At 42.5% G+C, this 16469-nt stretch carries 11 protein-coding genes; 8 read left to right on the plus strand and 3 right to left on the minus strand.

The window, feature by feature from the left end; translation table 11 throughout:
- Positions 1 to 545: 545 nt before the first annotated feature.
- Complete coding sequence (locus tag MKY54_RS13460; protein ID WP_339173720.1) at positions 546 to 2855, minus strand: hypothetical protein; 2310 nt, start codon at positions 2853 to 2855, stop codon at positions 546 to 548.
- Positions 2856 to 3022: 167 nt separating this feature from the next.
- Here MKY54_RS13460 and MKY54_RS13465 point away from each other — a divergent pair, with 167 nt between their 5' ends.
- On the plus strand, positions 3023 to 4594 hold the full coding sequence (locus MKY54_RS13465; protein ID WP_076126001.1) for an ABC-F family ATP-binding cassette domain-containing protein: 1572 nt from the start codon (positions 3023 to 3025) through the stop codon (positions 4592 to 4594).
- A 2-nt stretch (positions 4595 to 4596) separates the two neighbouring features.
- Here MKY54_RS13465 and MKY54_RS13470 read toward each other — a convergent pair whose 3' ends face one another.
- Both MKY54_RS13470 and MKY54_RS13475 read right to left on the minus strand, forming a co-directional pair.
- On the minus strand, positions 4597 to 6402 hold the full coding sequence (locus tag MKY54_RS13470) for a sensor histidine kinase (RefSeq protein ID WP_339190732.1): 1806 nt from the start codon (positions 6400 to 6402) through the stop codon (positions 4597 to 4599).
- Between the two features lie 5 nt (positions 6403 to 6407).
- Positions 6408 to 8036 carry a response regulator gene (locus MKY54_RS13475; protein ID WP_339190735.1) on the minus strand — a complete coding sequence of 543 codons (1629 nt, stop codon included), beginning with the start codon at positions 8034 to 8036 and terminating at the stop codon, positions 6408 to 6410.
- Positions 8037 to 8298: 262 nt separating this feature from the next.
- Between MKY54_RS13475 and MKY54_RS13480 the strand changes: the two genes are divergently transcribed.
- From MKY54_RS13480 to MKY54_RS13510, 7 genes are all read left to right on the plus strand, one after another.
- The gene (locus tag MKY54_RS13480) at positions 8299 to 9690 is read left to right on the plus strand and encodes an extracellular solute-binding protein (RefSeq protein ID WP_076183515.1); all 1392 of its coding nucleotides are present in this window, start codon (positions 8299 to 8301) and stop codon (positions 9688 to 9690) included.
- A 129-nt stretch (positions 9691 to 9819) separates the two neighbouring features.
- Positions 9820 to 10668, plus strand: coding sequence for a sugar ABC transporter permease (locus MKY54_RS13485; protein WP_052097471.1), 849 nt, complete (start codon positions 9820 to 9822; stop codon positions 10666 to 10668).
- Between the two features lie 12 nt (positions 10669 to 10680).
- On the plus strand, positions 10681 to 11568 hold the full coding sequence (locus MKY54_RS13490; RefSeq protein ID WP_051491452.1) for a carbohydrate ABC transporter permease: 888 nt from the start codon (positions 10681 to 10683) through the stop codon (positions 11566 to 11568).
- 58 nt (positions 11569 to 11626) lie between these two features.
- Positions 11627 to 12544 carry a dihydrodipicolinate synthase family protein gene (locus tag MKY54_RS13495; protein ID WP_339190738.1) on the plus strand — a complete coding sequence of 306 codons (918 nt, stop codon included), beginning with the start codon at positions 11627 to 11629 and terminating at the stop codon, positions 12542 to 12544.
- Positions 12545 to 12552: 8 nt separating this feature from the next.
- Positions 12553 to 13239: an N-acetylmannosamine-6-phosphate 2-epimerase gene (locus MKY54_RS13500; RefSeq protein WP_038570497.1), complete on the plus strand. Its 687-nt coding sequence runs from the start codon at positions 12553 to 12555 to the stop codon at positions 13237 to 13239.
- A 16-nt stretch (positions 13240 to 13255) separates the two neighbouring features.
- Positions 13256 to 14239 carry an ROK family protein gene (locus tag MKY54_RS13505; RefSeq protein WP_339190739.1) on the plus strand — a complete coding sequence of 328 codons (984 nt, stop codon included), beginning with the start codon at positions 13256 to 13258 and terminating at the stop codon, positions 14237 to 14239.
- A gap of 700 nt (positions 14240 to 14939) precedes the next feature.
- The gene (locus MKY54_RS13510; protein ID WP_339190741.1) at positions 14940 to 16382 is read left to right on the plus strand and encodes a PQQ-binding-like beta-propeller repeat protein; all 1443 of its coding nucleotides are present in this window, start codon (positions 14940 to 14942) and stop codon (positions 16380 to 16382) included.
- Positions 16383 to 16469: the final 87 nt, after the last annotated feature.

Genomic DNA, 16469 nt, shown 5'->3' on the forward strand with positions numbered 1-16469 from the left:
CTAATGTGGCAACTAAGTTAATAACGCTCATCAGGTTTCTCATGCTCCTCACGTTTCTCATGCTCCTCATGTTCCTCACGCGCGTAACACTCCTAACGGACTGTATTGCAACTATTTTGGCTTTTTTGACCATTTTGCTGAGTTTTCGGACTGCATAGCTCTTATTGGTCTAAATCCACACCCAAAATGAGCATATTGGGATGAATAGCTGCATCTGAGTCCGATAGCACTGCGAAATGCCCGGATTCTTCGAAATAAGGGCTCCTGAGTCCGAACCATCTGGCCTCGTAAATACTGCACAGTAAACTCACCATCTGACCTCGTAAATACTGCACTTTAAACTGTAAATCACCGTCTGAGCGTCTGAGTAATTTCGGCGTACAAAAGTGGTGCTAATGTGGTCCTAATATGGCGTTAATATGGCGCTAGTAGCACTAATATGGCACTAATTTGGTGCAAAGGTGACGCTAGTGTGGCAACTACTAAGTCAGTAACTTTTCTCGTTGTAGTTATGGGAGTATGTGTTCAGTAATTAGTTAGTCGAGTTAGTTGCTGTAATTTGTTTTCAACCATTCCTTGTTTGACCAGGACAATTTGCCTGCCCCTGAGCCGTCAACAGCGGTAAGTCTAGATTTTAGACTAGCTGGGTCATCTGAAGTGTAGCTGTAAGGTAGTGTTGTGAATCCGTTCCATGCAAATGCTTTAACGGCAGCGGGTGCAGGGGAGAGAGGGCTGTTCTTTGCTGTACTGTCTCCTCTGAATGTTGCTCCATCAAGTGAATAGATCGTATCTAAAGCTGCGATTGCACCCGTATATTTGCTATTATTTGCATCCGCTTGATTGTTGCGAAGAGGATACACTACATCAATGATTACAGAACTTTCAAGTAATACAGCTCCTCCTTCTGTCGAGATGGCTCCGTTACTTGTAACCCCGAAATGATACCCCTTGCTTGAGATCGCTTTTTCCATAGCGGAGGTTAGACGTTTTTTAGCCAATCTGGTATCTTCGTTGTCCATTACAATGTTATAGGCATGCGCATTACCACTACGAAGGCGGGGCATGCGGTCTTGTATATCTTTATAGTAGTTGTGATGGAGCGTTACAGAAAGAAGCGCATTATCAGCTGCAAACTCTGTTGCGCCTATTAAGTGGCCCTTTTTTTGACTAGCGGCAATCGCAATGATGTCGTCTTTACTTAGGCCAACTGAGCTGCTTCTTAAATAAGCGTACATGGGATAGGCAGCCTTGTTGGCTTCCATAGCATTAATTTGCTGAGTAACCCAGCTGTGTGCGTTTCTATCATCCCCTAAGAAGGATGACCATGAAATGGTGACGCCGTTGCTGCCTTTTTTAACATCGACAACTCCGTCATAAGATTTATTGAAAGTGCAGTGGTCGATCCATACGTTGTTGCTGTTTTCAATGGTGATGTAGTCCCAGTCGTTTTTATCGTAATTCCCTTTGGTTGCTTCATCCCATTCCCACAGCTCATCAAATTCAAGGTTGCGGATGATGACGTTAGAGCTTCTTTTAAAGGTAAAAGCGGCATGTTTAATGGTTGCACCCTTAGCAGAGAAAATGGTCAAACCGTCGAAGTTGTCCATAGACACTTTGCTGACACCAGTCTCTATTAATACGGGATGTGTTAAAGCATTGTTATGAGCGCTAAATGGGGAGATCTTTGCTGCATCAGAAATTTCATTCCATCCCAGATCCAAGTCGTTCATAATTTCAATAACCTTTATTTTGGATCCTTTTCTCAGTGCAGTGGCAAGATCTTCTGCGGTATATACCTTTTTATAGAGTGGACTGGTTTCTTGGATATTTCCACCACCTGTTGTTCCTGTGGCAAACCCAGCCAAATCATATTCACTAACCTGAACCGGTGTCGACGTTGGTGAAGCAGTCGGTGTCGGTATAGCAGTAGACGTTGGTGAAGCAGTCGGTAATGGCGTAGCAGTAGGCGTTGGTGAAGAAGTCGGTGTCGGCATGTCAGTTGGTGTTGGTGAAGCAGTCGGTATCGGCGTAGCAGTTGGTGTTGGTGAAGCAGTCGGTATCGGTGTAGCAGTAGGTGTCGGTGAAGCAGTAGGCGTTGGTGAAGAAGTCGGTATCGGTGTAACAGTCGGTGTCGGTGTAACCGTCGGTGTTGGTGTAGCAGTAGGTAATGGCGTAGCAGTAGGTGTTGGTGAAGCAGTCGGTAATGGTGTAGCAGTAGGTGTTGGTGTCGGCGTAGTGCCAATGGTATCAGAAACGGTCACATTGTCGAACATCGTAATTGTCTTAAAGGTAACGAGCCCTGCTGCACCTTTTTTTAATTTGGAATCGGAAGCTGAGAGCTCCAGCGTATCATTTACATACATGTTGATGGTATTTCCGCTCATTTCGAGTTTTACATTATACCAAACTCCTGTTTGCAGAGCGTAAGGTTTGCTGGACAAAGTTGAAGTAGATCCAGAAACTTTCTTTCTGATTTCCAGCATGCCATCATTATTATTATACAAAGAAGCTGCATAAAAATTATTTCCATCTATGTATCTGCCTGCAACATAAGTTCTGTTTGAGCCATTAAAATCAACAACTTTTACATCCGCTTCCACAGTGTAATCGCTCCAGGCTGGATCACCTGCAGAAGTACGTCCTTCTTTTGTGGCAGACTGGTAATATACGCTGTTGCCTTCGTCCTCAACAATAGTCCAATTCCCACTAGTGGATGTCCATAGATTATCGCCCTCTTCAAAACGGTCTTGGAAGAAGGTAGAAGCACTTGCCGGATACACAATAAAAAGAGAAAAGAGCAGGGTAATGCACATAATAACACTAGCATTTTTCTTGAATGATTTTAGCAAACTCATTGTAATCCTCCTTATGTATTTATAAATTTATATTAATATAAATACATATATCGGAAATAAATATAAGTAATAATATGATTATAAAGTCCTTTTTTTAATTAGTGCTATAATAGCTTTTTGGGTATTCAACGATGAATTCTGATCTATACGAACTAGGAGTGATAGACTTGAGCGTAATCCGAATGGAGAACGTAACTAAGAAATATGAGAATACATTGATCTTTCGAGATATTTATTTTCGTGTGAGCAAGGGCGAACGTATTGGCTTAATCGGACGAAATGGAGCAGGTAAATCTACTGTTTTTAAGCTAATCATGGGAAAAGAGGAGCCAACGGCAGGAAAAGTAGAATTAGATCCCAATGTGAAGATCAGCTACTTCTCTCAATTTTCGGAGCTTTCCGGGTCTTTGTCTGTACAACAAGAGTTAGAACTTTGCTTCGAAGAGGTAGCACGCATTGAACAGGAGCTTAACCAAATAGGAGAACAGCTTGGGCAGGTGTCGGATGATGTCCAGATGAATGCACTTTTAGAGCGCCAAGCTGAGCTTTTTGAACAAATGGAGCATTTGGATGGCTGGAATGTATCTGTAGAAATCAATACGGTGCTGACTAAATTAGGATTTGATGAGAGATCGCGGCATCAACCTGTAGAGGAGTTATCCGGAGGCTGGAGGAACCGCGCGGCACTGGCTAAAGTCTTAATTGAAGCGCCCGATGTTGTATTGCTCGATGAGCCTACTAATTTTTTGGATATGGAAGGGATCGTATGGTTGGAGCAGTGGTTGCACCGTTTCAATGGGGCGATGCTTCTGGTTTCTCATGATCGGCAATTTATTGACAGAGTGGTCACGCGGACGATAGAAATCGAGAACTATCATTTTCAGGAATATGAAGGCAATTATACCGATTACGTTCGTAAAAAGAAGATGCGTAAAAAAGTGCTCGATCGGCAATTTGAGTGGGAAGAAGAACTTCTCCTTATGGAGTCCGAGGCCATTGAAAACCGTGGTAGTAAGAAGTCTTCTAAGGATCGTCTATCCCGTAAGCTAACGGATATGAAAAAACGAGTGGAACCTCATCCAGTTAACGTATTAATCACTGATATTTATAGTAATTTACGTTTTCCTGACAAGCTGGGGGAAGTGAAGCGGATTGGACAAAGTTATGATGGCCGCTCCATTTTCCAGAACATTAGCTTCGATATTCAAAAGGAAGACCGGATAGCTATCGTAGGTCCGAACGGCAGCGGAAAATCGACACTAATCAAAGTACTGACTGGACAAGAAGCACCGGAATCGGGGGAAGTGACTTGGGAACGCGGGGTCGGTTATGCGTACTTTAATCAGATGTGGGATGAGCTGGATCATAAAGATACCGTCAGCCATGCCGTAAATGTTTATGGACTGGGACTGGACGCACCGCGGAAAAAGGTGAATAAATTTCTAGCGATGCTGCAATTCTCGGAAATGGATCTGAGTAAAACGATTGGCAGCCTTTCAGGCGGACAGCAGGCCAGAGTGGCTTTAGCGAAATGCCTTCTCTCCGGAGCTGCTGTCATTATTTTAGATGAGCCCACTAACCATTTGGATTTAACCAGTATTCAGGTGATGGAGCAGGCGTTGATTCATTTTCCTGGCGCTGTAGTAACAGTTAGTCATGATCGGTTTTTTATTGATAAAATAGCGACGAAAATGCTCACCTTTGATCCTGAATTAGGCATTACTGAGCAAAATGTTTAGGATTACGCGGGAAGTCGGATGATCACTGTCGTTCCTTCACCTACGTGACTGGAAATTTCAATTCCATATTTTTCGCCAAAATGAAATTGAATACGATCATGAACATTTTTAATGCCAATATGTTCTTCATCTAAGGTATCTGAGGGTTGAGAGAGACGGAAACGCAGCTGTTTAAGTTTCTCTTCCTCGATGCCAATGCCGTTATCTTTAACGATAATCAGCATATCCTCCCCCGATATCACCGAGGATACCTCAAGCAGACCTGGTTCACTGCGGCTTTCTAGGCCGTGTACGATAGCATTCTCTACGATGGGCTGCAAGGAGAAGTGCATGACCTTAACGATTTCGCATTGCGGATCTAGCTGCTCCATGTACTGTAATTTATCCCCAAAACGCAACTGCTGAATCTTCACATATAGCCGGACATGCTCAAGTTCTTCGCGCAGGGTAACGGTGATTTTTCCAGTCTGGATATGAATCCGAAACAATCTGCCCACGATCCCCACCATCTCGCCAATCTCTCTTTGCCCATTGATGATGGCTTTCATTTGAATAGATTCAAGGACATTTGCCAGAAAATGCGGATTGATTTGGCTTTTGAGCGCACCATACTGGGCTACTTTTTGTTGAGCCTTGGCCATCGAAGATCGCTCAATATAGTTTTGCAAATCTTTTACCATCTTACGAATTCCATTATATAGAACCCCAAATTCATCTTGACGATTACTATACAAATCTACATCGAAATTCCCCATCCCCACCAGCTTCACCTTCCGGCTTAACAGAATAATAGGTTTGGTTACGCGTTCCGAGAGGATATACATAAATAAGAGTGCAGTGACAAGCGATAAGAGCGCCAAGGTTAAAATGATTTTGCCAAGAAAAGAAGCCTGCTTAGTCATCTCTTTTTCATCAATATATTGAATGACCTTCCAGTTGGAGTAAGGAGAGGTAACAAAATTAATGTACGAATCCTTGTCATCAAAAGTACCATATAAGCTCCCGGCGTCATTGTTCATAAAAGTGTTAAGCGCCTGTTTGTCGATAGGGACTGGCTCTAAAGGACTCGTCTCCAATGAATCTGAGCTGTAAACGTTGCCCCCCTTATCGTCTAAAATAATAAATTTCCGCTTGCTATTCTCGGACAGCTTTAAGATTTCCCGTAATGAATCCAGCCGGATATCGATTAACATGACACCTAAGGGCTGTTTGCTTCCTTTTTTATTAATGACTCTGGCGATGGAGATGACGGATTGTTTGGAATTGGTGCGATAGAAGGGGAGATGACTTCCAAACAGGATTACGCCCCCCTTTTTTTGCTGCGTCTGTAAATACCAATCCTCTTGGGTGTAGTCCTTCACATCATAATCCGCACGATTGAAATTGGCGGAGTAGAATACACGTGACCCCGCGAAAATCTGCACACTGTCGACATTTTTAATCGTCATTTCAATCCCGCTGATGAACTGTTCAATCGTGTTTCCATACTGAATACTTAGATCATTCCCGATATTATCTTTGTTGATAGTCCAATGCTCGAGAGCGGTTTGTAATTGACTATCTACCTGGGCATTAAGGGTCCCTTTTTCAATACTTTGCAGATACTGGTCGATGTTGAAAGAAAGATTATTAAGGATGAGATTAGAGCTGCTTTGATATTCATTTTTGACGGCTTGATTTGAAAAAATATAGATAATCGCGGATATAATCAGCAAAGGAATGGTAATGGTCAGGATCATCAGCACAAAAATCTGCCGATTGACATGCCGCATCCGATAGCTTTTTTTTGGCTGGTTTATTTGCATCATTTTGCTTACCACCCCGATTGTTTTCTATAGTCTGATGGGGTCATGTTGGTGAAGAGCCGGAACGTTTTAACGAAATGCTTATAGCTCTTGTAACCACACATTGTGCAGACATCGGTCACTAGAATTTCCGGTTTTTTTAAGCATTCCTGCGCGTATTCCATACGGATTTCGGTTACAAATCGCATATAGTTCTTATCGAGTTTTCTTTTGAACAGACGGCTTAAATAAGAAGGGTTATAGAAAAAGCGATCCGCTACCATTTGTAGAGTAATATCTTGATCAATATTAGCTCTAATGAAGGATTTAATATGTTCAAAGATAATCACATCCTGCTGATGGTTATCCGTCAGACCTTCGGTATATATGTTCCCCAGATGAACCATCCAATTCCCTAGCCACTCGAACATGACCTCAAGGGAGTGAAAATCCTCAACAAAAGTAAGGTTTAATAGTTTATCACTGTACACACCCTCCCTATGAATGTGGTTTTTATTAGCGAAGCGGATAATGACACTTATGATTTCTTGTACATACGCAAGCCATAGATCAGGTGAAGGGCCATCTGCTTTATGCAAAATATCTTGTGCCAATCGTTGCATTAATTGTAGAATTTCTTGTTTATTGGCGTTTTCGATGCAGGAGATTATTCGTTTCTTATCGTTGTCATCTAGTTGGATAAGCATTGGTTTAGTAGCTGTGGCGCCTGCCTTTATGGAAGAGATATGGAATATATTCTGTTCATTCTGATAGAAGCGTTGATATAACAGCTTTTCAGACTCGTGAAGTAATGAAGTGATTTGAGACAGTTCGTTCGTCACTGTACCTATGGCAAGATAAAGGGCAAGATGATGTTCTAACGTAAGCTTGTTCAAATGCTGATCGAGTTCAGTAAGTACTTGGGTCTCAAAAGGGACAATGCTCGTTGCAGTCTGTGATCCCATGACTATTAGCCCGTATAGTTTGGATTTAGCAGCATATGTAAAAATAGATCGTGGCAGACTTGCCGGGAGATAGGCCTCCGTTGCAAGATGTATGAACTTAGTCGCCTGTTCTCGCATCCACCTTGTGGATGGTGAAGGTGTTTCTCTGATAGGGAAACCTGCCAAAACAAAAGGGAGATACAGATAATGTTTACTTTTGAAAATACATAATTCAGCGATTAAATTAGTGTCAATTGCAGGTTGTTCTTCTTCGAGTATTAGCTTTATAAGTTGTGAGCCTTCCAGAGTAGAACGTTTCCTTTGTTCTTGTTGTTTAAGTTGCAGCTTGTTCATGCATTCTTGAATCACGGTTAGGCTTTCTTCATATTCCAGAGGTTTGAGTAAAAAAGCATGCACACTCCCAAGTTTGATGGCTCGTTGAGCGTATTCGAAATCATTAAATCCTGTCAAAATAATAAACAAAGTATCAGGAAGGAATTGGCGAAGCTCTTCTATCATCTGTAGACCATCCATTTCGGGCATGCGAATATCAGTGATCACTAAATCTGGCTGCTCACGTAGTGCGGTAGCGACGCCTTCTTTTCCATTCTCCGCTTCAACAATACTCTGAACACCAAGCTCCTGCCACGAAAAGTAATGTTTTAATCCCGTCCGTATTAACGGTTCATCCTCTACAATCATAAGCTTGTACATGAAATCCCTCCGGAAGACTAGATTTATAGTGGATTTTTCAACAACGATATCATCAAATGTAAGTTATAAGCTAAAAATTAAAATAATTATAGGTGAAATATGTAATGTATTATAACATTGAAGAGGGGCTGAAAGAAGGTATAGGTCAGAATACGACCCTAAATGTAAAAGGAGTGGGATTCTCCTGAATTTATAATTGATTTATGATTAGCGCAAGGAATGAGAAAGCATTCTATTCCACAAAAATAATAGGGGGTAGCACATGAGAGCAATGAAAAAAGGGCTAATGAGCATTGTTGGTGTCGCACTTTTAGGTACACAGTTAGTTGCATGCGGAAATACGAATACAGCGAATTCCGCCAATGAACCAAGTAATAATACTGATAAGAGTGAGCCCGCGGCCACTGAGACTGCTGCTAAACCAGTAGAAATAACATGGTGGAATTTTCCGAGCTTTCAAGCTTTAGATGGTGAAGTTGGCAAATATGAGAAGGAAATCATTGCAGCTTTTAATGAGAAGAATCCGGAAATTAAAGTCAACCTTGAGATGATCACCTTTGAAGGCGGCCCTGAAAAACTGAATGTGGCAATTGCTTCGAATACCGCACCTGATGTAATTTATGATGCTCCTGGACGGATTATTGACTGGGGTAAAAAGGACTTATTAGCACCTCTTAATGATATGGTGACCGATGAAGTGAAAAATGATATTTCGGAAGCCTTTTGGAAACAGTCTAGTGTTGGCGAAGAGATCTTTATGTACCCGATCAATACAGCTCCTTTTATGATGGCGGTAAACAAGACTGTTTTTGAGAAGATTGGCGCGCTAGATTTGCTTCCTCTGGATAAGGAAGACCGAACTTGGACGTTTGAAGAATATAAGAAAGCGCTGGAAGCTGTTAAAGAAAAAGCACCTGATGTTATTCCTACCGGATTCTTCGCGAAGAGCCAGGCTGGAGATCAAGGAACTCGTGCATATCTTGCTAACTTAGGTGTATCCAGATTTCTAAATGAAGATAATTCCGCAGTCGCTATCAATACTGATAATGCTGCAAAAGCGTTGGATTGGATCGTTCAAGCTACAAAAGATAAACTTAGCGTTTCTGGTGCGGCTTCCCTTGCGGCTGCTGACGTGAACGACTTATTTTTACAAGGGAAATTAGCCTTTACACTCAACTATTCTGCAGTACTTAAAGCTCAGAACGTATCTAAAAAAATGGTTGAATTCGAAGATGTTCTGCTTCCATTCCCTACTTTAGATGGATCGGAACCTAAGCTTGAACCTTACCTCGGCGGTATGGCTGTATTCAATAATGGTGATGAAGCTAAGATTGCAGCTTCTAAGAAGCTGATTGATTTTATTGCTAATGATCCTGTATGGGGGAAGAAAAACTTGATTCAAACAGGTGGTTTGTCTGTTCGTAATTCGATTACAGGCCTCTATGATGATGCAGAGTACAAATACGCTGAGTATGCTCGTAAATTCACAACAGATGCACCTACCATTGCCGATGGATATGCTGATATTCGTACTTTCTGGTTCCCTGAATTACAACGTGCTTTAACTGGAGGAGCAACCGGTAAAGAAGCTTTGGACAGCTTTGCTGCAAAAGCAAACGAAGCGATTACGAAAGCAAAGGCTGCAATGAAATAAAAAAAGTGAATGGTGTCCAAAAGAATAGAGTGCGGGAAGCACTCTTTTCTTTTTAAATCATCGAAGAAATGGGGAAGGACTGTGGGGACAACGGTTCGCAAAATAAAAGGTTATGTGATTCGTGACTGGATGATGAGTTATCTCTTTTTAGTGCCGGCATTTGGGTTTTTCCTGCTTTTTGTAGCTTATCCGATGGTGAAAGGGGTCTATATTAGTTTCTTTGATTACTCCTTGAGAGATTTCAGCTTTATTGGCCTCGATAATTATATCTCCTTAATAAAAGATGATAACTTCAGGAAGTCGATGGGAAATACATTATTGCTTGTACTCATCACCGTACCCATCGTTATTATTTTCTCGTTATTTATCTCTATGAATATTTATAAGAAAAAAGAGTTTGCCAGATCGTTTTTCCGTGGAGTGTTCTATTTGCCGGCTGTATCCTCGGTTGTAAGCATCACAGTCGTTTGGGGCTGGATTTATCATCCGAACTATGGGATTCTAAATTATTTAACCAGCTTTTTGGGAATGGAGCCTATATCCTGGTTAGGAGATACGAGGACTGCACTGCTTGCAATTATCGTGGTTCTGATAACGACCTCTGTAGGGCAGCCGATCATTTTATATGTGGCATCTATTGGGAACATTCCTACTTCTTACATAGAAGCAGCTGAGATTGATCGAGCGACGCCTTGGCAGATTTTCCGGAAAATATTATGGCCAATGCTAATGCCAACGAACTTATATATTATCGTGATTACCACGATCAACACCTTTCAATGTTTTGCACTAATTCAGTTGCTCACCTCGGGTGGACCTGTGTATAGCACATCGACTGTTATGTATGGCGTTTACGAACAAGCCTTTATGCTCGGTCATTTTGGATATGCCTCGGCGATGGGTGTCATCCTTGCGATTGTGATCGGGATCATTTCTATCATTCAATTCAAATACTTTGGCAGTGATGTTGAGTATTAAGGAGGGGACATCATGAATTCTACGAATCCGTTAGAACTGAGAGCACCTATTGGCCAATCTAAGAAAGTAAGCAAATGGAAAAAAGAATTGACGATTCCAAAAATATTAGCGACCATCCTGTTGATTCTAGCAACGTTGTTTTTTATCTTCCCTTTTTATTGGGTGGTTTCAGGGGCATTTAAGCTTCAGACTGTAGCAACAACGATTCCCCCGGAATGGTTTCCGGCTAAGCCGACTCTGCAAAACTGGACCGAGTTATTTAAGAATCCCGTTGAGCGCTGGATGTTTAACAGTTTCATCATTGCTTTTTGTGAAATGGCAGCGATTTGTATCGTTTCTTCCTGTGCTGGATATGTGCTAGCCAAAAAGTCTTTTCCTGGCCGAGGGATTATCTTTACGATGTTTGTTGCCGCTATGGCATTGCCTAAGCAAGTTATTCTTGTCCCGCTGTTTACGATGCTTGCAGATTTTGGGTGGGTCAACACGTATAAAGGGCTTATTTTACCAGCGATTGGCTGGCCATTTGGAGTCTTCCTAATGAAGCAGTTCGCGCAGACGATTCCAGGAGAATTAATTGAAGCAGCCAAAATAGATGGCAGCTCTGAGATTCGTTTGTTCGGAACCATCATTTTACCTTTGTTAAAGCCCGCAATAGGGGCACTGGCAATCTTTACCTTCATCACTTCTTGGAATGATTATTTCAGTCAGCTGATCATGACCAGATCGACTTCAATGATGACATTACCACTTGGGGTAGCGACTCTTCGGGGTGAATTCACAACAAACTATGGATTGCTTATGGCGGGTGCTGCGTTAGCCTCTATTCCTATGATTGCAATTTTTCTAATGTTCCAAAAAGCCTTTACCCAAGGGATTACTATGGGGGCTGTAAAAGGCTAATTATTCTTATAACAACGAAAATTAATAGTAATGAATTAAACGATGGAGGCTGTAATTTATGAAATCATATGATCTTGAATCCTTTAAAGGCATTATTATTGCTATGTACTCCAGTTATGATGCTGAGGGGGAAATCGATAAAGAAGCAGCCCGAAAATTAGCTCGTCAGTATGCTTCTACGGGAGTAAAAGGTCTTTATATTGGCGGAAGCTCTGGCGAAGGTATGCTGCAATCTGTAGAAGAACGCAAACAAATGCTCGAGGCAGTTATAGCAGAGGTTGGAAAAGAGCTTACAATCATTGCTCACGTGGGTGCCCCATCTACAAGAGACAGTGTTGAACTAGCTATCCATGCTGAGAAAGTTGGCGCACATGCCGTATCGGCTGTTCCAGCGATCTATTATCGTCTGTCTCCGGACAGTGTTGAAAGTCATTGGCAGGCGATTATTGATAGTACGGCGCTTCCATTTATTATCTATCACATCCCACAAACTACAGGCTTTCAATTATCGAAAAGCTTGCTGATTAAGATGGCAGCTCAGGATAAAGTAATCGGGGTGAAAATTTCGGTGGAGAGCACGTTTGAGCTTCAGCAATTTAAAGCCGCAGGGGGGAAGGATTTTCTAGTCTTAAATGGACCTGATGAGCAGTATTTGGCGGGCCGCAGTATTGGGGCAGATGGCGGGATTGGTGGAACTTATGGGGTGATGCCAGAGTTATTCCTAAAAGTGGAACAATGTTATGTGCAAGGAGAGATGGCTGAGGCGCAGAAATGGCAGTTTATCATCAATGATCTCATTGTTGAATTGCTATCCTTTCCTTCATTATATGGTGCGTGTAAAGCGATCCTTAGTGTGCGCGGATTTGAAACAGGTCAGCCAAGAATGCCACTTTTACCGATTAAGGATTCCGATCAGGAGCGGGTGGAAGCTCTGAACAATAGAATATTAGATTATATTCTTGAAGCGAAGGGATAGGGTTAATAATGACTCGAATAAGTGATATCTTTCCGGTGAAAGGTCTGATTGTTTCCTGTCAGGCACTTGAGCATGAGCCGCTTCATGGTGGGGATACAATGGCTAAAATGGCAAGAGCAGCGGTTCAATCAGGAGCTATAGGAATCCGGACAAATGGTGTTCCAGATATTGTAGCTATCAAAAAAGAAGTAAATGTACCGGTCATTGGACTTATTAAACGGGATATTCCCGGATCAGCCATATTTATAACACCAACCTTAGATGAAGTGAAGGCGATTGTTTCTGCAAAAGCAGAGATTGTTGCGCTTGATGTAACGAATCGGGAAGAACGCTTAGAGTCAGTAAAGCCATTAATAGAATATGCACATCTGAGAGGTGTGCTGGTTATGGCGGATATTTCGACATTTGAGGAAGGGCTTGCCGCTGAGAAATTAGGTGTGGATTTCATCGGTACCACGCTTTCAGGCTACACCCCATACAGTACACAGCAGGAAGGACCGGACCTTGTCTTAATTCAACAATTAAGCAAATTAGTGAACATTCCTGTTGTTGCGGAAGGACGGATATGGACACCGGAAGACGCAGCAAAAGCTAAGAATGCGGGGGCATCCTATGTTGTTGTAGGAAGTGCAATTACTAGGCCACAATTGATCACTTCGAGATATGTTAAGGCCGTGAGCAATTTCAATGACTGACGGAGGTGAGTCCGCGATGGAAGGGTATGATCCTCATATAGAATATGCGATCGGAGTAGATATTGGCGGCACGAAAATTAATGCCGGACTCGTCTCTTCACAAGGGGACGTTTTACATACTGTAAGCCTAAGCACATTGACAGGACAGACGAAAACAATGGATCGTATTATACTAGCTATTCGGACATTAATGGATGAAATAACAGCACAACAAGCGGGAATTCAGCTCCAAGGAATTGGCGTAGGATCAGCAGGGCAAATGGATTGGGAGGCGGGGCGTGTCCGCTCCGCTTCGGAGCTTATTCCAGGCTATGCTGGCACAGCTTTGAAGGAGTTGCTTCAGACACAGTTTCAACTTCCGGTAATCGTTGATAATGACGTGAATGTATTAGCAATAACAGAGAAATATTTAGGTTCAGGCAAAGTGGTAAAAGATTTTATCTGTCTTGCCCTTGGTACGGGCGTGGGTGGAGCGATAGTCGTAGACGGCCATCTTGTCCACGGTTCTTGGGGTGGGGCTGGAGAGTTAGGCCATATGTCCGTAGATTTCAAAGGGCCTGCATGCGTTTGTGGTGGAACAGGCTGCTTGGAGCAGTATGCTTCAGGCACAAGTATCGCACGTCGCATGCGCGACAAGCTTTTATTACATAACCAGTCCCCAGAGAACGTAGACTCACGGGAAGTGATAGCGAGATGGCGGGCAGGTGACTCTCTGGCTACAGCGTTAATGGAAGACACGATTGCTGCGCTCGGATCCGCGATTGCTTCATTAATCCATATTTTTAACCCTAAAGTCATCGTCATTGGCGGTGGAGTTGCTGAAGCAGGCGAACTTTTGTTTGAAGGCATTAGAAGGGAAGTAAAGGGCAGAGTAATGCCATCGATGCTGGAAAATGTTCGTATTGAAGCAGCCTATTATGGTAATTTATGTGGAATGATCGGTGCGGGGCTGCAGATGTGGGAGTATAGTCCCGATAAAGTAAAGAGAGCAGAGTTATAAGGGGCTATTCACCATCTATCTGTATAGAAAATCACGGGGAGCAATACGTAGAAGCGAGTTTAATTGTACATCGTACAACTATATTTCTCGAATCCCTCCAGCCGATGGGTATAAGTGTATTTTGTACAGCTATTTTCTTGATTTACAGCCTTAGTGGTGGCTTCTCGTGTTTTTAGTTGTAGAAAATGCAACTAAAGTCAAAATGATTGCATTTGCCTACGAAATAACTGTATAGAATACATTTATTCTATTTCTCAGATTCCCCTGAGATCCGGTGTAATTGAGCCATTGAAGATTGATTAGTGTTTTGGGATGGTTAAATTTTAAAATAATTTAGTTAGAACCACATGTGAATAATACTCCATGTGGTTTCTTTTATTAGTTATAGCCCGCCCCAGTACCCAATGCCGAATGAACCCTTCTTCGTTCAACCATCAACACAACTAACCCATGTTATGGGAAGTAGTTTTTCGCTTTTTACGTTGAATTTATGATGGTGATTCATTAATGTGAGCATATCACACGATATCGCTACGACGAATTCAATGTGTCCAAAGACTCGGGGAAATTCGACCTTAACTGGTCCGGCTCGGATAACTTGTTTGACCAAACCAGCCTAGCTAAGATTTTAATTAGGCTTAAGAAATACAAGATATCCAGTTTGTATCCCTTAACTTATATAACAAAGGATGGGAAAATTATGGTCGGTTATAATAACAACGAAGGAATAGGCGGTTTTCAACAAGGTAGCTATCGTCCATTAGCCATTCATCCCATTGAGGCGAATTGGACCAGACAATCCCGATTCAGAGCTCCAACATCGCTTTCAGTTTTGAAGCGAGTTGTTGACTCGGGGCGACCGGATTTTTCATATGGATTAAGCTCGTTTACAGTGGATGAACAAGGGAGAGCCATTTTAGCTGTGGGGCAGGGTGATTTCGAGCTTAATCATCAATACGGCAAACTGTTTCGGGTTTGCTTTGAATCTGACACTGTGGAGCTGCTATTGGAGACTAAGGCATCCCTTATGTCTCCCCTGCTGATCAGCCCAGCCTCCATTTTGGTTGCGACCAATAGCATTCGAGATAATCAGCTCATTTCGGTTAACGAAAACGGCCGGATAAATTGGAAGACTGCAGTGGATGGTGTGCCGTATGGCCGGCCGGTGGTAAGCAGCGAAGGGTATATTTACCTGTGTACATATGAAGATGAGTCACAAATTATTGGGAGACTCTATGCTTTTGATGCGGATGGAACCATAAGATGGGTTTACAAGTGCTCGTCCATATTTTGGTGCGATCCGGTTATTTCCCGTGAAGGAATCATATATATTGGTCAAAATGTGAATTCCAAACTTTATGCTTTTAGTCCTGATGGAGAGTTGTTGTGGGAGAAACCGATGGGTCAAGGAGAAGGGCACCGTCCCCCTGTCATAGATCAGGATGGGGTTATGTATGGGTGTCTTTCTAGCCAGTTATATGCCATTGCTCCGGATGGCGAAGTGAAATGGATATACCAACCGGAGGAAAGCTACGTTGACACCAGCCCTTCCCTGGGCGCAGACGGTAATTTATACGTAAATTTGACCGGCGGGGAATTCATTTGTTTAACGCGAGACGGTGAACAGCTATGGAGAGCGGAAACTAAAGGTTTTGCAATAACTCAGCCAATTCTCGGCCGATGCGGCAACGTTATTCAAAGTCGCTTAATGGATAACTCGATTGAAAGCTACTCCGTTGTTGATATTTTTTTCCAAAAAGGAGTGCATTTAGCGGAGACCGCAATCAAAGGTTCCATTCATTCGGTGATTTTGGCAAATGATGACGTGATTTACGTCCTGTCCTCCTATTGGACGGCTAAGATGGAGCCTAAATGGGAACTTCATTTGCAAATCTCCATCGGGCAGTCCCAAGGTTGGACAACAGTACTGGGGGAGAAATTCAACTGGGAAACGATTGGTGAAAGCGCCAGATCTTTGTCTAACTTGATCTCTTCCCTTGTACTTGCTATAGGATACTTTGATGATGATGTGCGGGAGAGTGTAGAGCAACTGGAGACTATTGTACCTGCTCCGCTTATTCTGAAATATGACTGGGTAGAGGACGATGAGTCGCTTGGTCGGAGATTTGCTCCGGCACAGTGAATTATATAGTCCTAATTAGAAAAGTGTTTTTTTATAAAATGCTATAGATATGGTGGAAGAGCAAAAGCTCTGCCTATCAAATTCCCT

The organism is Paenibacillus sp. FSL P2-0121 (genome assembly GCF_037975345.1).
Classification (GTDB): domain Bacteria; phylum Bacillota; class Bacilli; order Paenibacillales; family Paenibacillaceae; genus Paenibacillus_AQ; species Paenibacillus_AQ odorifer.